Here is a 20,980-nt window from a genome sequence, read left to right as displayed (position 1 = left end):
CTATACGTCTAATTTTTTTGCTAATGCCTCGAGTGCTTTTTCAAAACAAGCTAACGGTGCTCTAACTGTACCTGCACCAATTTGGCCCACTCCTGCTTGTTTATGGGCAATACCAGTATTAATTAATGGCGTGATCCCGGTTTCGACAACTAAACGAAGATCTAAGCCTAAACAGCATCCTTGGAAATTCCATGTAGGAATTTGGAATAACATATTATGTTCTAAATAGATTTCACTCATCTCTTCAGATACTTCATATGCAACATCCGTGCCACCGGCACCAACAAAGCGAGTTACCCCTGGCGCTGCAACCATAGCCGCCCCGCCTATACCAAAGGTTTCAGTAATAGCACTATCACCTATATCTGGGTTTGCATCTTTTTGTGAATAACCAGTAAAGAATAGGCCTTGTGGAGTATTAACTGGCGCGGTAAACCACTGATCGCAAAGACCACTGACTTTAATACCAAATTCTTTACCATTACGCGTCATTGCTGTAACGATAGATCCCTCTTTAATTTGCGCTGCGCTATCCATAATTGATTTACAAAATGCCATAGCAACATTTAAGAAGAACTGATCTGTCACGCTTAAAAAGCTAAAGATTTTCTCCATTTCCGCTTTACTACGATCAAGTAAAATTAATTTTGGTGAAAGCGTTCTTAATAATAGTGCTGAAGCGGCAATATTACGTTGATGGAATTCATCACCCATTGTAATAGCTTGTGCCATCAAAGCGGTTAAATCGATACCATTATCAAACAGTTTTAATGCATCATTCAAAGCTGGCCCTAACGACTCTTTCATCCAACGATGACGGTCTAAAACCTCCTGACCATAAGCACCAAAACGCATCACTTTACCAATACCTTCATTTAAATTGCAGTAAGCACGATTACCATGGGTAATGTTTTCAACCACAATCATTGGCATATTGGCTGACGTAATTCCTCCCATTGGACCAACTGCATTAACAGAATGACAAGGGATAAATTCAACTTGACCTGACTCTAACAAATGTAAAGCTTGCTTCTCATCTTGAGCCCATCCTTCAAACAAGCAAGCACCAATACAAGCACCTTGCATTGGCCCAGTCATATCATGCCAAACAATCGGTGGTCCGGCGTGAAGTAATTTTTTACCTTGTGCCAAGGTTGGTACAGCTTCTTTAGCGGATATAACGCCTACCCAATGAGGTCTAGCAGCTTTAATTCGTTCAATAATTTTTTGGTTTGCTTCATTTATTGCAGTACGTAACATATCAAAACCTCTTAATTTAATTTTTGCAAAATAGCCGCTAATTTTTTATTACCGCCGGCTATTGGCGCCCATTGATAATGCACAACAGGAATATTCGATGATTGAAGATCTTCAGCAAAACTTCTTAAACCAGCATTAATCACACTAATATGGCTTAATAAAGGATATGGTTTAATGAAATTATTTGATTTAAGCGGTGTAATCAGTTTTTTAGCTAACAAAATAGCTTCTGGTAAATTATTCATTACAACAATATTCGCTGATTCTAACGCTTCAATTTGCTTACTACGACATTGCGGATCCTGCTCTGAACCAGTCACAGTAGCGATAGCTATCAATGGATGATTATCACCTCGTTTAGCACAGGCTTTTTGATAACCTGAAATAACTGACTCAGCCGGATTGGCATTTGCGCCATAGCCAATAACCAAATCAACAAGTAATACACCTACGTCGTGATTTTCACCAAGCTGAGCGATTTTATCTTCGCGAATAGATGGATCAATCATAGGATGAGGTTTACCTACAGTGTAAAAATCATCACCTAAATCAATAATTTTATGCCCCTGTTGATCTAACATAATCCCTTTATCATGATGATGACTGGTAGTGAGATTTAGTTCTTGAGCAAGCAACATCGCCGCTTCTGAAGCTAAGGTACCGCCAGTATATAATCCTGTAATCGTTTTATTGGCTAAATTAGGCAACTTATTCGCAATCGCTTCAACTGGACTTAATAAACAGGCTAATCGAGCTGCTTCATCTAATGTTCGTGCAAAATAGATATTATCGTCTTGAGGTTTATCGATTTTCGAGCCCAAAAATAAAGCCACCACCGGTTTAGGGATTAACTTCATGGCTGAAATCACTTTTTCCCGCACACTGTCTGCTGGCGGTTTAGAAATAAAGGTAATCACTTGTGTATCAGCATCGGCAGCGAGCATATTTAAGGCAGTAAGAGCACTAATCCCCCCGACTTCAAGCGACAAATCACGCCCACCCAAACCGATAGCTTGCGTAATACCTTGATTCAATAGAGCGATTTGTGAAACCACTTCTTGAATACCCGTACCAGACGCCCCAATTACCCCAATATTCCCTTTAGGAATAACATTAGAAAACGCTAAGGGTGCACCCGCGATAAAGGCCGTCCCACAATCGGGGCCCATCACAATTAAATCTTTTTTAGACGCTTTAGTTTTTAAACGGATTTCATCTTCGATTGACACATTATCAGAAAAAATCATCACGTTTTTATTATCGTCTAAAGCTTGATCGGCTAGCTCAGCAGCGTACTCCCCAGCAATCGAAATTAACACTAAATTAGCATCAGGTAATTTTTTCGTTGCGCTAGCTAAACGCCTTGCTTTAAGTAGTTTTGCACCACCTTGCTGAGCTTGAGCGATATTTTTTAGTGCATCCTCAAGTTGTTGACTAATCAACTCGACAACATCATTAGAGTCATCTTTGGTTTTAATCGCAACACAAATATCATTTGGCGTTGCATCATTAAAACTATCACTCCAAAAACCTGTTGCGGTTAATAAAGATTTATTGGCAGGAGTACCCATCATGACAGATACTTCATCAACCTCATCAAGATTACTCAGTTTTTTTGATATCAACATCAAACTAACAGAATCTTGAAAGCTTCCCTTTTTTATAAAAGATTGAATCATGAGAATAGGCCCCTCAAATAGGATAAATACTGTTAACTTTGAACCTCATTAAGCTCATTAAAAAAATCTAATAGTTAGATTATATTTATATATTACGGAAAAAATAAACAATAAGCAGGTTATACATCACAAAACATTAACGATATCAAAAATATAATATTATTTAAAATCAGTATTATAAAAGATTGTTAAAAAATTTTTTATAATAATAACTACTTAATTTAATTAAATTTCACAAATATAAAAAAGCTAGTTTGATCACATTATTATTTGATATTAATAGTATGGTAAACAAAAAAAACATTTAAAATGGTCCGTAGTATCGACACGATATGTGCGGTTAACATTAAAAGCAAAATGTTAACGATGATGGAGTTTTAAATAGCAGGTAAATATTTATGAATATTTTATATGATGATGTTGCTAATGCAGTTAAATGGATATCGAGCTTTGGTGGTTTAGAACAAGGCGGAACAACTCGATTACTTTATACTGAACAATGGCTTACTGCCCAAAATGCAATTAAAGAAAAACTCTCACAAATTGGCATGAATACCTATTTTGATGATATTGGTAACTTATATGGTCGATTTGAAGGCAGTAAATACAAAGAACAAGTCATCATGTCTGGCTCGCATGTTGATACCGTTGTTAATGGTGGCAAACTTGACGGCCAACTTGGCATCATTGCAGCTATGCTTGCCATGAAATACCTAAAAGAGAACTACGGCCAACCATTACGCACCTTAGAACTTATCTCCATGGCAGAAGAAGAAGGCAGTCGCTTTCCTTATGTCTTTTGGGGAAGCAAAAACGTATTTGCCATCGCCAACAATGATGATGTTGCCGATATCGAAGACAACAATGGCATTAAATTTGTCGATGCAATGAAAAACTGCGGATTTAAATTTAACACCCAAAAAGCACGCTCCGATATCAAAGCCTTTTTAGAGTTACATATTGAACAAGGAGGCGTACTTGAGCGGGAAGAAAAAAGCATAGGTGTTGTAACCAGCATCGTTGGACAACGTCGTTACAACATCCGCTTAATGGGTGAAGCAAATCATGCGGGCACCACACCAATGAGTTACCGTAAAGATGCTATCTACGCTTTTAGCCGAATTTGCAACGAATCCATTAACAAAGCAATTAAAGTGGGTGATCCATTAGTATTAACCTTCGGTCATGTTGAACCAAAACCCAATGTGGTTAATGTCGTTCCGGGGGAAGTGATGTTCACAATAGACTGTCGTCACACTAACCAAGAAGAACTTAAAAGCTTTACCGAAGAGATTGAAGCTGACATGATCCGCATCGCCAAAGAACTGGGCCTTGAGATCGAAATAAATCGTTGGATGGATGAAGCCCCAATTCCAATGGATGACAAACTCATAAAAATGCTCGAAAACATCTGCAACCAAGAAAAACTAAGTTATCGCGTAATGCATAGTGGTGCCGGTCACGACTCACAAATTTTTGCACCACGAGTACCGACCGCCATGTTATTTGTACCAAGCATCAAAGGCATCAGCCACAACCCTGCTGAAGATACCAAAACTGAAGACTTAGTTGAAGGAATAAAAGCATTAACTTATGCCCTTTACCAATTGGCTTATCAAGAATAATAAGGAATTAAAATGACAGAAAAAAAAGGTGGCATACAGTACTGGCATAAAATCGTCGCTTTATTATTCCTCGGTTGGTTAGTGATGTGGATTTATCGCCCCGTATTAGCAGCGATTTTTCCTGAAATTCAACAAACTGTAGGACCTCAATCAAATACTGAACTGGGCTTAATTGCTAGCTGTTACTTTTTTTCCTACACCTTAATGCAAATTCCAGCTGGGATCTTAGTTGACAAATATGGTAAAAAAGCCGTGGTGATTCCTGGCTTCATACTCTTTACCATTGCCGCTATCATGATTGGTAATGCACACTCAATGATGATGATCTATATTGGTAGCTTACTGGCGGGTCTTGGTTGTGGTTCTTACTATGGTTCGGCTTGGTCACTATCAGCCGAAAATATTCCAGCTGAAAATCGTAGCTTCGCCTCTGCCATTATCAATACTGGCGCGGCGTTAGGTATGGGTGTTTGCTTATTATCCACTAGCTTCCTAGTTAAAGCGTTGGATATGCCATGGCAATATATGCTCTATATTATTGCGGCTCTAACACTCTGCTTAATTGCTGGATTTGCAATTATCATTAAAGAGCCATCGATTAAAAGCGTTATCACCCAAAAACAGAAAACGGAAACGGCGCCGAAAGAAAAACATAACTTCTTTAGTAGCCCAATGGTTGCTTGTTACATAATGTACTTTGCAACATGCTATGGCTATTACATGGTGGTAAGCTGGTTACCCAACTTTCTTGAAACTGAACGAGGCTTTACTGGCGGAAGCATTGGCTCTGCATCATCTTTAGTCGCATTCGCCGCTATTCCTGGCGCACTTGTCATCAGTAAAATCTCGGATAAATTTCGTGCTAAACGACTATTCTTTATTATCGTATTAGAACTGCTTTCAGCCGGAACACTATTTATGGCAGTCCAATCATCCACCATCACCTTATTACTGATGGGATTAATCCTCTATGGATTATTTGGCAAGTTTGTTGTTGAACCGATTCTAATATCTCACGTGGCTGAAATTGCCCCAAAAAGCAGTTACGGCACAGCATTTGGTGTATTTAACTTCTTTGGCATGAGCTCATCAGTGATAGCACCACCATTAACTGGATTATTAGCGGATATAACAGGAACCAAAATTACGGGGTTCTATGTGGCTATTGCAATCTTAGTTATTGCAACAGCATTATTCTTTTTAATTAATTTGCGTAAACACATAACCAACTGATTCACGCAAAAGCATCGACTATTTATCGATATTTGATAAATAGTCGAAAAAAGTAGTACTCACGGCAAACCTTGCCTAAATCTAAAGCATATGTTCCAAGGAGATCATTATGGGATATATCAATAACAACATCGGCTACCCAAAAGACCTATTAGCGTCCCGCGCGATAATCAAACGTCATAATTTTGCCTTAATACCGCCTGATGGCTTAGTTAAAAATATCATTCCCGGTTTTGAAAATTGTGACATCACCATCTTAGCCACACCTAAACTGGGGGCATCCTTTGTCGATTACCTTGTCACCATGCACCAAGGTGGTCAAAACTTACAAGGATTTGGGGATGATGATATTGAAGTATTTGCCTATGTGATAGAAGGTGACGTCAACGCAAAAGCCAATGACCAATCACACCGTTTACAAACTGGTGGCTACATCTACTGCCCCGCTGGGGTTAAACTCTATTTACAAAATATGACCGCTTCATCACGCTTATTCCTGTACAAACGTCGCTACAACCCTATTTCCGGTTATCAAACACGTGTGATTGCTAATCATATTCAACAACTAGAACGCATGAATTATGAAAATATGGATAACGTATTTATTCAAGACCTTCTCCCCAAAGAACTCGGTTTTGATATGAACTTCCATATTCTTACCTTCCTACCGGGTGCAAGTCATGGCTATATCGAAACCCATGTACAAGAACATGGCGCCTACTTACTTAGTGGTGAAGGTATGTACCTACTTGATAACCAGTGGATACCGGTTAAAAAAGACGACTACATCTTTATGGGAGCCTATGCGCTACAAGCGTGTTACGCTGTTGGCCAACAACCACTGAGTTATATCTACTCAAAAGATTGTCATCGGGATGTGGACATCTAAACAAAAATAAAGGACACCGTATGGAACTAATAGTTATTGCATTAGGTGGTAATGCGATTTCAAAACGAAATGAATTACTCTCTATTGACAACCAATACCAAAACATCAACAGCACGACCCAATTTATTGCCAAATTAGCCAATAAATATCGACTTGTTATTGTTCACGGCAATGGACCACAAGTTGGATTACTTGCTCTACAAAATGCCAGCTACCCAAGCGTACCCGCCTACCCGCTCGATGTCCTTGTTGCTCAAACACAAGGCATGTTAGGGTATATGATACAGCGAAGCTTACAGCAATATGTCAACCAAGTTACCTGCGTATTAACACAAGTCGAAGTTGACAGCAACGACCCATCATTCAAAGATCCAACCAAATTTATAGGTCCGGTATATCAACCTGAAGAACAACAAAAACTACAAGCCCAATATGGTTGGCAATTTAAACAAGATGGCAAATACCTAAGACGCGTTGTTCCATCCCCAAAACCAAAAAAAATTATCGAACTTAATACCATCAAAGAGCTAATTAACCAAGATACCATCGTCATCTGCAATGGTGGGGGTGGAATTCCCGTAATAAAAGACAAATCGGGTTATAAAGGTATCGAGGCGGTTATCGACAAAGATCATAGCGCCGCCCAACTGGCAATCGAACTAAAGGCTGACCACTTAATGATATTAACCGACACTGACGCCGTATATGAAAACTGGGGCACACCTGAGCAAACCGCTCTAGGCAAGGTTGATACCAAACGAATACAACCAATGGCAATCGATGATGGTGCTATGGGACCAAAAATCAAATCCGTTATTGAATTTGTCGAACAAACTGGCAATACCGCCTATATAGGCAACTTAACAGATATCGAAGCGCTATTAGCACAAACAAAAGGCACTATCATCACCAAATAGCGACTATAGATAGGAGTGATAAAATGAGACTAGACAGACAAACACTACACAACTTAATTGCCAAAAAACTACATAAAGCTGGATTAACTCAAGAGCACGCCGATATTGCTGCCGATACGCTTGCATTTGCCGATGCACGAGGCATCCACTCGCATGGCGCTGTACGCGTTGAATATTATGCTGAACGCATTGCAAAAGGAGGCATGACTCACTCCCCCAATGTCACCTATAAAGAAACCGGTTCATCATCAGCAATATTAGATTTTGATAACGGATGCGGATTAGTTGCCGCTAAAGTTGGTATGGACAAAGCCATAGAAATGGCGAAGAAAAATGGCGTTGCCGTAGTCGGAATTCGTCGAATGTCACATAGTGGCTCGCTTTGTTACTTTACCGAAATGGCAGCTAAACAAAACTTAGTCGCCATATCCATGTGCCAATCTGACCCAATGGCTGTTCCATATGGTGGCGCGGAAGAATTTTTTGGAACCAACCCAATCGCATTTGCAGCACCAACGAACGACGAAAGGATTGTCTCATTTGACATGGCAACCACTGTCCAAGCTTGGGGAAAAGTCTTATACGCCAGATCAAAAGGCGCCTCCATTCCACCAACATGGGCGGTTGATGAACATGGTGAACCAACAACCGATCCCCACAAAGTAAACGCCCTACTACCAATAGCCGACGCCAAAGGTTATGGTCTAATGATGATGGTCGATGTACTTTCAGGCATATTACTTGGCTTACCATTTGGTAAAAACGTTTCATCAATGTATGCGGATCTATCCCAAGGGCGCAACCTTGGTCATCTGCATATTGTAATCAACCCACAATACTTTGTTGGACTCGAAATCTTTAAACAAACCATGTCAGCTATGCTTGACCAACTAAAACAAACCAAACCAGCCAAAGGCAATAGTGAAATCTTCTTTCCAGGCGAAAGAAGCAAAAAACGTGAAGCCGATTACTTAAAAAATGGCATAGAGATAGTTGATGATATCTATAATTATTTAATTAGTGATGATATTCATTACAATCGTTATGATCATAAAAATAAATTTGCCGAATAATATCAAGGTTTCAAAAACCCCGCTCCTCAACTTTTTTTACGATAAAACACCGCAAAAATAAACCCGCCTAGGCGGGTAATTGTAGCGTCGCTAAGCCACAAAATCGCTTTTTATGGCTCAGCAACGTTGATTATTAGCTTACTTTTAATAACTTAATACTCCAATCCTAGGCCTAAGGATTAAGCACGAAGAAATAAGAACTAATGGGAGACGCAAAGCCCATAGATTGGGTAACCCGTTTGACCTATCCAATCAACTTCACCACTAAGTGTACGCACGATAAACTGTTCGTTACCATACCGATCGCTAGTCCACAAATCATAGCTGTCGAATGTGTCAATTCCTATGTAATGATGCACATCGCCCCACTCCGCGAGAAAGCCACCACCAATATGACGCATGTACCCCCTATAAGGTGAATGAGGTGTAGCACTAGGTATGTATACACCTGGACGATCTGGACGAGTTGCATTTGTTAAATCTTTTACTTTTGCAAGCCGATAACCAATACGATTACACCAAGATAAACTTTTAGGATAAGTGTAATCTTTATTATTACGATGGATGAACCACTGCTTTAACGTAAATCCATATTTAAGGACTGCATTACCTCTACTATCTCTTCCAACTAACTCGAAGGTCTGAGGCAAAGAAGGTGTGAGAATACGACCAGGCTTGGTTGAGTTTTTTTGGGATTCAGTTGCAAAAGGACCAGTTAAAGTAACGTGTACACTGTTGGCTGTAGAATTGCTCATAGTTGCAGTGATACCACCCTGAGAAACAGGAGACCAGGACAACGCCTGATAAACTCCATTAATAATTAAGTCAAAGTAGATATTGTTCATACCAGTGGTAGGAAAGTTTAAACCATAACGTGATGGATCAGTTGACTGAGGAAGAAAACCTTTGCCTGAGATCCACATCGTATCGGGAGCAGCAGTTGATACTACATCGAAAGTCGTTTGAGGGCTCACCAAACAAACCACAGGCGGAGACTTAGGACTAATGTAATAATTCACACTACTATCACTATAAATTTTACTTTTATTAGGAATACCATAACGAGTATACAATTGGATATTATAACTACTTAACGTAATCTTATAAGGTGCATCACAAACATTTAGCACTGTATTGCGCGATAAATAAGCACCCTTTCTATCAAAGAGAGATAACCATATACTTCCTCTAATACCCTTGACTTCATCTCCATCATTATCCTTAAAATAAAAATAATCATAAGATGAACCAATAAGACCTTCAATATCGAAGTAATTACCGCTATTGTTAGTTGGAACCAACATGTTAATATCCGCAAAACTTTGCCCTTCAACAGGCAACACGATTGGTACAGAAGGGGATGAGATATTAGTTGAAGGCGTGTATTTAACACCATTGGATAAAGTAATCCAGAGCAGATCACTAGCGTCAACCGCCTCAGTTTGACCTCCGTCGAAAGTTAAATATGGTGCATGACCATTAATTTCATTTTGGGTTTTAGCGATCAATGCATTGCTTGAAAAAGAGATCAAAATGCTCAACCCACAAAAGATTTGCAGGGATAATTTGAAACCACGAAATAAGCGTTGAATGCTAAAATTAAATGAATTTAAATGATAAATTGACCTGTGCTGTTTTTGTTTGAAATTATAATGCATAGCTGGCATCCTTGCTAATTAATATTATGATTAATATCATGATTTATATATATTTTCACACTAACTCATTAACATTTATGTATAAAAAGAAAAGAAGCAATAAAAACTAAGACGAAACGCAAAGCCTTGTGCCTCCACCATTAGTCCTTTTCCAATTAACAACAATGCTATCGACAGCGCTCACGATGAAAAATACAGATTGTTTACTACTATCATAGAGGTCACTAGTCCCGTACCAATGATTGATGGAATTAACATTGGAGTCAGATGACACATCGCCCCATCCCGCAAATAGCCCGATACTAATTCGTCGCTGAAAATGAAAGCTTTGGCCTACTATCGGTAGTACAATTGGAAAATTTAATGAATTATTCGTTGACGGGGTATATCTCATTCCATTTGATAAAGTAATCCCTAGCAAACCGTCGGTATTAATTGCACGTGTGCGACCGCCATCAAATGTTAAATACGGAACATTACCATTAACAACATTTGATGTTTTAGATGTTAACGCATGGCCAGGAAAAGGATGAAAAGTAACCACCATTAACACTAAAAAGATTTGCCGGGATAATTTGGAACCACGAAATAAGCATTGAAAAGCACTTCGCAATGAGCGGCAAAGCGTTCTTAAATTTTCGTGGATGAATAAACTGAAATGGAAAAATAAGCGTTGAATGCTTAAATTAAATGAATTTAAATGATAAATTGGCCTGTTTTGTCCATGTTTGAAATTATAATGCATAGCTGGCATCCTTGCTGATTAATATTCTAATTTATATATTTTTCTATGCTTACTCATTAACGTAACTAAGGTGAAACACAAATACCTGTGCCTCCAGCATTCGAATTAACAACCATGCCATCGACAGCGCTCACGACAAAAAATACAGATTGTTTACTACTATCATAGAGGTCACTAGTCCCGTACCAATGATTGATGAAATTAGCGCTGGCGTAAGTGGTCGTATCGCCCCATTCCGTAAACAGCCCGGCACCAATTCGACGCTGATAATGATTATTCAGTGACGGAGGCGTCGCACCAACTACCCCTTGACACAAATTGGGAGAAGAATCCGCCCCCTGACAAGATGCATTAGTTAAATCTTTAACCTTAGGCATCCGATAACCAAGGCTATTACACCAAGATAATGTATTTGAATAATCGTAATAGCTGGTGCCTCGATTGACGAACCACTGTTTTAACTCAAATCCATACTTAACGACTTCATTACCTTGACTGTCTCGTCCAATTAACTCGAAAGTCTGAGGTAAAGTAGGTATAGCAATACTACCAGGGGAATTAGATGCCCATTGGGATGAACTGGCAACAGGACCGGTTAAGGTAACGCGCACGCTTGTACGTTTGGAATTGGTCATCGTCGCGGTAATACCACCATGCGAAACCTGTGCCCAGGACAATGCCTCATTAATACCACGAATATTTAAATCAAAGTACAGATTATTAGCACCGGTTGTAGGGAAATTTAAACCATAAGATGACGACTCAAAAGACTGAGGGAGGAAACCTTTATTAGGGTTCCATATCGAAGCTGGGCCGGCATATTCATCAAAACCATCATCCAATTCAGGTTTTGCAAAGCAGACCACCGGTACCGCCTTAGGGCTTACATAATAAGTGACTTTACTTTCACTAAAAGTACGACTTTGAGGAACGCCATAACGTGTAGTTAATGTGCCTTTTGTACTGCTTAATTTAACCTGATAAGGCGCATTACAAATCGTTAACACCGTGTCACGTGATACAGCTTGTTTGTTTCTATCCACGATAGATAAATGTAGACTACCCGTAGCTGTAATATCATCATCACCATCATCATCACCCCAATAATTATAAGGGGATTCAATGAGCTTACTCAATGTTATTGAATCAGTATTAGGTGGCACTAACATATTAATATCAGCAAAACTCTGACCTACATCAGGTAACTCTATTGGCGTTTTGGATGAAGTATTCGTTGATGGTGTATATTGCGTTCCATCTGATAAGGATATCCCTAGTAAATCGTCAGTGTTAACTACGCGTGTACGACCTCCATCGAAGGTTAAATACGGCGCACTGCCATGAATAATATTAGTTGTTTTAGAGGTTAATGCATCACTTGAAAAAGGGATCAAAAAAAACACCCCAAAAAAGATCGGCTGCGATAAATTGAATTGATAAAAAGATCGTTGAAAAGATCCTAAAAAGGATCGCGCGAAAATTTTGGAAATTTCGCTGACTCTGGCGAAAAAATGAACTTTTGTGAAAAAAGAAGATTGAGTGCTTAACTTTAGCGAATTTAAATTAGAGGTTGGCCAAGTTGCCTGTTGCCTGTTGCCTGTTGAAAATTATAGAACATCTGCGACAATCCTGTCAAGTATATTTATGATTTATTTACTATTTTTCTAATTATTGTTTTAGCTATCCCGCTAAAATTATGTAAAAAGTATAGTGACTGAAAAAACCAGGTGCAATACTTTTTTTAATTTAGATCGTTAACTTTCGTAAAGATGATCATAAAAAAGCATGATTAAAAAATAACTAACCATTGTTTTAATTAAAAATATAGCATTTACAAAACTTTAATAATTATAATTATTGATCCTGAAAAATTTTATCTTAGCATTTAGAATTAATGATGTTGATCATTAAATAGTTCTGAAGTGGAATTTAGAAGATCAAAAACCCTGTTCCTCAACTTTTTTGCTACTAAATACCTCGAAAATAAACCCGCCTAGGCGGGTGATTAAAACATCGCTAAGCCGCTTAATCGCTTATTATGATCTCTTCGACTATTTAATTTTTAAATACATATCCTCTCCCTTTATGAAAGGATTTTATGCAATAACTTATCTGATCATATTTCATCCATTCGTAAGTCTAAATTTTTTCTATATGATAGTTATGATCTCTTACTACATTTCTATTTTAATTAGTTTTGAATAGTTTTATAATCAATCCCCTCAACTTCTTACAATCTTCGATTTTTAATAAAAACAATGTTTTAATTAAGAGTAAATTTTCAACGCAAGGGAGTATTAACATGAATGATGGGTTAAAACTAGAAAAAATAAAAGCCTTATTTGAAAAACTTGAATTACCCGATTTTAATAGCTCATCAGTAATTTATGGTTCTATCCACCCAAAACTTTGGAGATTTGCACTTTTTCAGGGCGCAGCCGCTTTTGATATTAAACACTACCTTATTTATTTTAAGTCCGATGAAATTATTTTAATTGGCTTAACTCTCGCTGGAGATTTAACGAATGATGTTATTCGAATCCCGGTGACATCAATTTCAAATTTCAAGTTCAAAAAAGGCTGGATTACCAGCAAACTTGAATTTACTTTGGCTGAAAACAAAAGGTATCCATTTATAGTACCTAATTTTGTGTTCATCGCAAAATGGCAAAAGCCAAATTTAACCCATATTGTTTCCACCTATTTTAATCAATAATTAACTCAATTATCTTTTACCTATATTATGAAACATAATTACCTAATATATTGTATTATTGGGTAATTTGATTTCAATTTTTACATTTAATGTGTGATGCAGTCCTTACCCGCATCAATAATCCGTGAATTTGATTATAGTGCTTTGCGCTTTATAAAAAGTCCGAATATGTTCTAACTTGCATATTTCTGTTTTCTAGTTTAATTTATCGTCACTAACCCATTCACTTTTTGAGATGAGACATGACGATATCATTTAAAGAGCAGCAACAACGGATCAATTTTGTTAAACAATTTTTTGCTGAGCAATTAGCGAATAATTTATCACTAATTGAAGTTCAAGCCCCACTTTTGAGTCAAATTGGTGATGGTGTTCAGGATAATTTATCTGGGACTGAGAAGGCGGTTCAAGTTAATATTAAGAGTATTCCTGATGCACAATTTGAAGTGGTTCATTCACTCGCTAAATGGAAACGTAAGATCTTGAGCCAACATAATTTTCCAGTTGGTGAAGGTATTTATACCAATATGAAAGCACTTCGCCCTGATGAAGATAAGCTCTCCCCTATTCACTCTGTTTATGTCGATCAATGGGATTGGGAAAAAGTGATTCGTCCTGAAGATCGCAATCTTGCTTATTTAAAACAGACGGTAGAGAAGATTTATAGTGCTATTAAGGCTACAGAAAAAGTGGTTTCAGAAAAATATCATCTTTCTTGTTTTTTACCAGAGTCGATCACTTTTATGGATAGTGAACAGTTATTAAAACGTTATCCTAATTTATCACCAAAAGAGCGCGAAAATGCGATTACTAAGGAGTTAGGCGCAGTATTTTTAATCGGTATTGGTGGTGATTTGTCAAATAAAGAAAAACACGATGTGCGCGCCCCTGATTATGATGATTGGAGTAGCGATAATGAGATGGGTTCTAAAGGATTAAATGGTGATATTTTAGTTTGGAATCCAGTTTTAAATAGTGGTTTTGAAATTTCGTCAATGGGTATTCGCGTCGATCCTGAGACGTTAAAACGTCAATTAAAATTAACCAATAATGAAGATCGTCTGCAATATGCTTGGCATAAGGCATTAGCTAATGGTGATTTTTTACAGACAATTGGTGGCGGGATTGGACAATCTCGACTAACTATGTTGCTTTTACAACAACATCATATTGGGCAAGTCCAAGCAAGTGTTTGGGATGATGTAACCAAGCAAAACTATCAACAACTTTTATAATTCATGCTCAGCATGTTTTATCTAAACTGGTAAAACATGCTGTTTACTAGTCACTTTTATCCAATGCCATTTGCCAAAAATTTATTTCCAATTGCGTCGCTTGCTTAAATATTTGGCTTAATTGTTTAAATCGGTTTTCACTAATATTAAGTAATTGTTGTTCTATCCAAGCAATTTCTTTTTGTACTGCTTGTTGGAACTCCTTACTGGCATACATCTCAATCCAAGAGCGATATGGGTTGTTTTCGTCCCAACCTTGAATCCAATTGGCAATCATCCCATACCCAATTAAACAGGGTGCCATTGCTATGTGTATATCTAATATATCGCCGTGTAATCCAATATCAAGCACATAACGTGTATAATCACTATTGGCTTTGGCTTCCTTTAATGTGCTTAGTTCATATTCAGTTATGTGCCATTTTTTGCAATATTCAATATGCAGATCGAGTTCAACTTCAACAATGGTTTTTAAACTCTCTAATGATTGCCGAATTTGAGCAATGTCGTGACTTTTATATACTGCAAGTCCCCAAGCTCGGGAAAAGTTGATTAAAAAAAGATAATCTTGTTTAAGGTAGTATTGAAAGCAGGTTAAGTCTAATGTGCCTTTTCCTAATTGTTGAACAAAATCATGTTGAATATAGTGTTTCCATTCGCTTGATTCAATCAGTGAGTTAAATGATGGCATAATGACTCCTTTTTTGACAAATTCGCTATAAGGAGTTAAACAGATTTCTATAATAGACGTGTTTTAAACTCCCTTCGTCGGTATTAACCGAATCAGGTTCAACGGGTATAATCTCAGCCTATAGCACCCCGGTTAAACAAATTATAAAATTTATAAAATGGTTACTTAAATTTCTGTTTATTCTGCTTTTTGTTCAGTTTCCTGAGATTCTGTAGAAGTCGGCTCTGGAGTTTGAACTTTTTCTACTGGTGCCGAAGCTGGCGTTTGAACTGGAGCGTTACTAGGGCTGTCGCTCTCAACGGGTTGTGGTGTGATTTCAACAGGTGTTTCAGGCTCATCTTTAACTGATTTTGATGATGGTGTACGAATATAAACAATGCTTTGTTTACCTCGATCACATGATCCAACGATTTTACCTTCAATATTTTGTTCACCTTGAGGAACAAGTTTTAATTGGAAGCTATTTTCATTAACACCGTTATTTTTAATTTTTTCGGCGATATTTGCACTAATTTCGTCACAATTGGACGCAGATGCAATAACTGGGAGACCTAATAATAAAACTACTGCTAACTTTTTCATGATCTTTCCTTAAGATTATCGAGTAACTGATGCATTATAAAACGATTGTTTAAACTGTCCATATCGTTTTGAATAACGCTGCAAATAAATTTTATCAATAGATTTGAAAAAGCTAGCTTAGTATAGATTTTTTAGTTAATTCTGCTCTTGGTGTTGGTTTTCGAGTAATTTTAATTTATCTAGAACCCATGAGCGAATATCGGATAATTCGGCTTCAGATAATTGATTTACAAAGTCTCTTTTTGCGTGGAGTTGTTTGCGATCTTCTTCAGTCAAAACCACACCTTTTAAATTTAATAATACCTCTTTACGGTACATTGAGTAGATAAAATCTTTTATCAAATCATCGGAAAGATTAATATCAGCCATGGTGATTTCCTTATTTTATAAAACTCATTTGTTAATCATCAAATTTAGTTAATCTTTGTATAAATAACATTCTGATAGATTTTGAAGATGAATCCAGCCTAAAAAATAGGCTGACTTTTACTATAGTCTAATCACTATTAGATAACAATAGTAAATCGATAAATTAGATTAATCGATTAAATTATTCACTTTATTATTTGATAAGTATTTAACAAACCTGTTGATAACTCAATAACAATATAATAATTAATAAGTTATATGCAAGGTTAATTTTTAATCTTCTCTGATTTCTCAATTTTTGAGTAACAATTATCTAGCCTATTTCACAAAAATTGTGATTATAAAAAAATACAGCATATATTATGCTGTATAAAGAAAATATAAGGGAGTTAAAACAAGAATTTATAAAGCAGTAATAAACGCGGTTAAACCAAATAATACTCCTGGAAAATTAGCTATTGCAATTGGCCAATCCTTTTTTTGTCGTAATAAGCCATAACAGACCCATAATGAGCAGTTAATTGCTGCCGCTAAAGGTTGAGTTGGATTAGCTTTAAATCCATGAAGATTGTCGATAATTTGTGGGATATACGATACGTACATTCCTAATGATGCAAGTGTTGCGATAACACCCAAATAGTGAAAAGCTTTTGGAGAAAGATTCAAAATCAGCCTACCTGCTTATATATGAAAGGAGCAAATAATCTAACATATATAACAAGTGAGTTAAATATTGGTGTACCGTGGTTTCAGATAATATTTTGTAAATAAAATGATAAGATTTTTTATGTGAATCTATTTTAAGTAATCGGATATGGTTTTTAATAATAAATGTTATTGCTACGAATGCCTTATATCAAACGCAAATTGTTATATCATATAATGTAGCTAATAAGGCATAAAAACCGCGATTTTTTGATAGTTTTGTGATTATTTAGCTGAGATTCAATCCAATAATGAGATTTGAAGTTTACCGATTAACCCTGCCTTGTTTGTCTAAGCAGTTATGATCTATTTATTAACGCCAAATACCTGTTAGAACAATCAATAAAAACTTAGTTCGCTTTATCTCATCGAATCTTTTGCAAAATGACCATAACTTAAACGTATAGCGCCAACTCGATCCCCAAAGTCAGTGCCTTGTGACACTATTATATGCTTTGCTAGTAATTGATTTAAAATAGCCAACTCCTGCGCCTGACTGCTAACGGGCAAATGGGCATATAGATGAAAACCGCCTGTGGGTATCTGGTAATTGATGTCACCTTTAAAATAGTCATCAAGCCAATCTATTAGTTGGTTAGCCTTCTGTTTTAATTGCTGGCGTAACCATTCTTGATGGGATTGGTAGTGATGAGTCAAATATTCTTCAGCTAAAAGTTGCGGTAATATACTTAATCCTGAGTCAATGTGATGCCTTATATTGGCTAGTTTTTCGATAATTTCTTTCGGTGCAATCATCCAACCAATACGTATGTTGCGACCAATATATTTGGATAATGATCCTAAATAGATAACTTGATTACTGGTATCATATTTTTTTATCGGGTCGATATGACTCTTTTGATCAAAAGCTAACCCACTATAAGCATCATCCTCAACAATACCAATACACTGCTTTCGACAAAATGCCAATATCTGTTTTTTTCGATGATTACTCATCACACATCCCGTTGGATTTTGAAATATTGGATTTAGAAATAACCATTTAATTTGCCGTTCTAAACTGACTTTTTGTAAACTCTCTAAAGTTATCCCTTCGGCATCACACTCAATACCATATAACCGCAAGCCTGCTGCTTGAAATAGTGGTAATGAATAGAAATATGAAGGTGATTCAATGCCTATTGCATCGCCAGGTTTTAATAATCCTTGAGTAATTAAAAAGAGGGATTGCTGCGTTCCTGAGGTTATTAAAATTTGATCGGTATCAACCATCATGCCAAATTGGTTCAACATATAATTGGCGATCTGCACTTTGAGTGTAGGTAGACCCAATTGCAATGTGTCGCTTTGCTTTTCATAAGCAACCATTTCATGAGAGGTGATATTGGGTAACATTAATTTGGGCATCATATGAGTTGGTAAATCACCATTAGCCAAATCACAGATGTTCGCCATTTGCTGACGAGTCTGAAATACTTTTTGTTGATATACACTTTTGCGATTTTGATAGAAATGGGCTGGTAGTCGCCAGTTAATGGTGGAGTAAGCTTGAAGCCCCCATTTTTGATCATTAATAAAGGTTCCACTACCCTGCTTACGAACCAATACATTGCGTTCAGTTAAGATATCTAGCGCATGGACAATAGTTGAGCGGTTAACGTGCAGATTTTTAGCCAACTCTCGCTCTGATGGTAATCTCTCACCCGCTATTAATACCCCTTGTTCAATGTAATTTTCAATCAACTGGATCACTTTTTTAAATAGTGCTCCGTCAAAAGCCGCTAATTTTTGTTTATTCCACATCGTCTATCAGTTTTTTGATTTATGCATAATTGGATGGGTTAATTATAGTCCAATTGGATGTTTATTGTAGCAATTTTATTTTGAATAATACTTTATTTAATTAGGAGTAATCATGAAAACAGGTACACAAACAGTAAAACGTGGCATGGCACAGATGCAAAAAGGCGGTGTGATTATGGATGTAGTTAATGCCGAACAAGCAAAAATTGCTGAGCAAGCAGGTGCAGTGGCTGTAATGGCTTTAGAACGTGTTCCCTCTGATATACGCGCTGCTGGAGGCGTAGCACGAATGGCTGATCCAACAATCGTTGAAGAAGTGATGAAAGCAGTTACCATACCTGTTATGGCAAAAGCGCGAATCGGTCATATCGTTGAGGCACGCATTTTGGAGTCCATGGGCGTAGATTATATTGATGAAAGCGAAGTGCTGACACCAGCGGATGAACAATATCATTTATTGAAAGATGAATTTACCGTACCTTTTGTTTGTGGTTGTCGTGACTTAGGCGAAGCACTGCGTCGAATTGGTGAAGGAGCTTCGATGCTACGCACCAAAGGTGAACCAGGAACAGGTAATATTGTAGAAGCAGTAAGGCATATGCGCCGAGTAAATGAACAAATTCGTTTAGTTGTTGGTAAATCAAAAGATGAGTTGATGACATTTGCTAAAGAGATTGGTGGACCTTATGAGTTGATATTACAAATCAAACAACTGGGTAAACTACCGGTTGTTAATTTTGCTGCTGGTGGCATTGCTACGCCTGCTGATGCTGCATTGATGATGCAACTTGGTGCCGATGGTGTGTTTGTTGGTTCAGGTATTTTTAAATCGCAAAATCCGGAAAAATTCGCTAAAGCAATCGTTCAAACAACAACTTATTTTGACGATTATCCAAGATTAGCTGAACTTTCAAAAGGATTAGGTGAAGCGATGAAAGGTATCGAAATCAGCAAATTACGCGAATCTGAAAGAATGCAGGAGCGAGGTTGATAATGAGCTCAAAAGCACGTAAAACCATTGGTGTGCTTAATTTACAAGGCGCAGTGACTGAACATTTAAATATGCTTGCAACTATTGATTTAGTCATCCCAATTGCAGTAAAAAAGCCCGAACAATTGCGTCAAGTTGATGGTTTAATTATTCCGGGTGGAGAATCAACTGCAATAAGTCGTTTAATTCGGCAAAATGGCTTATTTGAACCAATCCAAGAGTTTGCCAAGCAAGGTAAAGGGATTTTTGGTACCTGCGCGGGTTTGGTGCTTTGCGGTAATGAAACAAGCCATAGCGAAGTTGAACAACTGGGTTTGATGGATATTGTGGTTGAACGTAATGGATTTGGTCGGCAAATTGCTAGCTTTGAGACGATGTTAGATATTGCACCTATTGGCCAGCAAGTTCCAGCCGTTTTTATCCGAGCGCCCTATATTGCTAAGGCGGGCAAGCAAGTCACACAACTTGCTTTTATTGATAATCATTGCGTAATGGCAGAGCAGAATAATATTTTAGTCTGCTCATTCCATCCCGAACTAACGACCGATAATCGCATAATGCGCTATTTTATTGAAAAATGCTGACTGTTTTTCTCTTATATAAAAAGATATTCGATTATAGGCACTAATTATTGGTGCCTTTTTCTCCTCAAAAACCCCGTTCCTCAACTTTTTTTCTATTTTTTAAGTTATTCCTGACTTATTTCTGATTTTAATGTATTTGAAGGGAATAAATCGGATAAATAAAAAAGTAAATTTAGTTTATTTGATTATTGGCACTAATTATTGGTGCTTTTTTCCTCAAAAACCCCGCTCCTCAACTTTTTTTATCTATTTTTAAATTACTTG

General features: G+C 37.2%; 19 protein-coding genes and 1 riboswitch. Of the genes, 9 read left to right on the top strand and 10 right to left on the bottom strand.

The window, feature by feature from the left end; translation table 11 throughout:
• Together GYM76_RS03880 and fdrA are read right to left on the bottom strand one after the other, a co-directional pair.
• Positions 1–1,260 carry a DUF1116 domain-containing protein gene (locus GYM76_RS03880; RefSeq protein ID WP_220225966.1) on the bottom strand — a complete coding sequence of 420 codons (1,260 nt, stop codon included), beginning with the start codon at positions 1,258–1,260 and terminating at the stop codon, positions 1–3.
• Between the two features lie 11 nt (positions 1,261–1,271).
• Positions 1,272–2,939, bottom strand: coding sequence for an acyl-CoA synthetase FdrA (gene fdrA / locus GYM76_RS03875; protein ID WP_220225965.1), 1,668 nt, complete (start codon positions 2,937–2,939; stop codon positions 1,272–1,274).
• Positions 2,940–3,337: 398 nt separating this feature from the next.
• Here fdrA and allC point away from each other — a divergent pair, with 398 nt between their 5' ends.
• The 5 genes from allC (at position 3,338) to allD (ending at position 8,676) form a co-directional block, all read left to right on the top strand.
• On the top strand, positions 3,338–4,564 hold the full coding sequence (allC, locus tag GYM76_RS03870) for an allantoate deiminase (RefSeq protein WP_220225964.1): 1,227 nt from the start codon (positions 3,338–3,340) through the stop codon (positions 4,562–4,564).
• Between the two features lie 12 nt (positions 4,565–4,576).
• On the top strand, positions 4,577–5,797 hold the full coding sequence (locus GYM76_RS03865) for an MFS transporter (protein WP_065733976.1): 1,221 nt from the start codon (positions 4,577–4,579) through the stop codon (positions 5,795–5,797).
• 109 nt (positions 5,798–5,906) lie between these two features.
• Positions 5,907–6,686: a (S)-ureidoglycine aminohydrolase gene (gene allE, locus GYM76_RS03860; RefSeq protein ID WP_220225963.1), complete on the top strand. Its 780-nt coding sequence runs from the start codon at positions 5,907–5,909 to the stop codon at positions 6,684–6,686.
• A gap of 20 nt (positions 6,687–6,706) precedes the next feature.
• The gene (locus GYM76_RS03855) at positions 6,707–7,603 is read left to right on the top strand and encodes a carbamate kinase (protein WP_220225962.1); all 897 of its coding nucleotides are present in this window, start codon (positions 6,707–6,709) and stop codon (positions 7,601–7,603) included.
• A 23-nt stretch (positions 7,604–7,626) separates the two neighbouring features.
• On the top strand, positions 7,627–8,676 hold the full coding sequence (gene allD, locus GYM76_RS03850; RefSeq protein WP_220225961.1) for an ureidoglycolate dehydrogenase: 1,050 nt from the start codon (positions 7,627–7,629) through the stop codon (positions 8,674–8,676).
• Between the two features lie 200 nt (positions 8,677–8,876).
• Here allD and GYM76_RS03845 read toward each other — a convergent pair whose 3' ends face one another.
• The 3 genes from GYM76_RS03845 to GYM76_RS03835 all read right to left on the bottom strand — a co-directional run bounded on the left by GYM76_RS03845 (position 8,877) and on the right by GYM76_RS03835 (position 12,473).
• Positions 8,877–10,334 (bottom strand): hypothetical protein, encoded by a 1,458-nt coding sequence (locus GYM76_RS03845; RefSeq protein WP_220225960.1) that lies wholly within the window; start codon positions 10,332–10,334, stop codon positions 8,877–8,879.
• 106 nt (positions 10,335–10,440) lie between these two features.
• Entirely contained in the window at positions 10,441–11,079 is a 639-nt protein-coding gene (locus GYM76_RS03840; protein ID WP_220225959.1) for a hypothetical protein, read from the bottom strand.
• Positions 11,080–11,144: 65 nt separating this feature from the next.
• Positions 11,145–12,473: a hypothetical protein gene (locus tag GYM76_RS03835; RefSeq protein WP_220225958.1), complete on the bottom strand. Its 1,329-nt coding sequence runs from the start codon at positions 12,471–12,473 to the stop codon at positions 11,145–11,147.
• Between the two features lie 908 nt (positions 12,474–13,381).
• Between GYM76_RS03835 and GYM76_RS03830 the strand changes: the two genes are divergently transcribed.
• Both GYM76_RS03830 and asnA read left to right on the top strand, forming a co-directional pair.
• Complete coding sequence (locus GYM76_RS03830; RefSeq protein WP_065562622.1) at positions 13,382–13,795, top strand: hypothetical protein; 414 nt, start codon at positions 13,382–13,384, stop codon at positions 13,793–13,795.
• Between the two features lie 242 nt (positions 13,796–14,037).
• Entirely contained in the window at positions 14,038–15,030 is a 993-nt protein-coding gene (gene asnA / locus GYM76_RS03825; RefSeq protein WP_065562623.1) for an aspartate--ammonia ligase, read from the top strand.
• A gap of 46 nt (positions 15,031–15,076) precedes the next feature.
• Here the strand turns inward: asnA and tenA are convergent, their stop codons facing one another.
• From tenA to GYM76_RS03800, 5 genes are all read right to left on the bottom strand, one after another.
• The gene (tenA, locus tag GYM76_RS03820) at positions 15,077–15,721 is read right to left on the bottom strand and encodes a thiaminase II (RefSeq protein ID WP_220225957.1); all 645 of its coding nucleotides are present in this window, start codon (positions 15,719–15,721) and stop codon (positions 15,077–15,079) included.
• 52 nt (positions 15,722–15,773) lie between these two features.
• Positions 15,774–15,862, bottom strand: a riboswitch (TPP riboswitch).
• A 36-nt stretch (positions 15,863–15,898) separates the two neighbouring features.
• Positions 15,899–16,303 (bottom strand): DUF1161 domain-containing protein, encoded by a 405-nt coding sequence (locus GYM76_RS03815; RefSeq protein WP_220225956.1) that lies wholly within the window; start codon positions 16,301–16,303, stop codon positions 15,899–15,901.
• Between the two features lie 135 nt (positions 16,304–16,438).
• On the bottom strand, positions 16,439–16,672 hold the full coding sequence (locus GYM76_RS03810) for a hypothetical protein (RefSeq protein WP_065562626.1): 234 nt from the start codon (positions 16,670–16,672) through the stop codon (positions 16,439–16,441).
• A gap of 402 nt (positions 16,673–17,074) precedes the next feature.
• Positions 17,075–17,338, bottom strand: coding sequence for a SemiSWEET family transporter (locus GYM76_RS03805; RefSeq protein ID WP_081299490.1), 264 nt, complete (start codon positions 17,336–17,338; stop codon positions 17,075–17,077).
• Positions 17,339–17,737: 399 nt separating this feature from the next.
• Entirely contained in the window at positions 17,738–19,141 is a 1,404-nt protein-coding gene (locus GYM76_RS03800) for a PLP-dependent aminotransferase family protein (protein ID WP_220225955.1), read from the bottom strand.
• A gap of 109 nt (positions 19,142–19,250) precedes the next feature.
• Between GYM76_RS03800 and pdxS the strand changes: the two genes are divergently transcribed.
• Entirely contained in the window at positions 19,251–20,132 is an 882-nt protein-coding gene (gene pdxS / locus GYM76_RS03795) for a pyridoxal 5'-phosphate synthase lyase subunit PdxS (protein WP_305054773.1), read from the top strand.
• Between the two features lie 2 nt (positions 20,133–20,134).
• The gene (gene pdxT, locus GYM76_RS03790; RefSeq protein WP_220225953.1) at positions 20,135–20,716 is read left to right on the top strand and encodes a pyridoxal 5'-phosphate synthase glutaminase subunit PdxT; all 582 of its coding nucleotides are present in this window, start codon (positions 20,135–20,137) and stop codon (positions 20,714–20,716) included.
• Positions 20,717–20,980: the final 264 nt, after the last annotated feature.

Origin of the sequence: Gilliamella sp. ESL0443 (assembly GCF_019469165.1) — a bacterium.
Lineage (GTDB): Bacteria > Pseudomonadota > Gammaproteobacteria > Enterobacterales > Orbaceae > Gilliamella > Gilliamella apicola_E.
The sequence above is the reverse complement of the archived record's forward strand: the minus strand, read 5'-3'. Positions and strand labels throughout refer to the sequence as shown.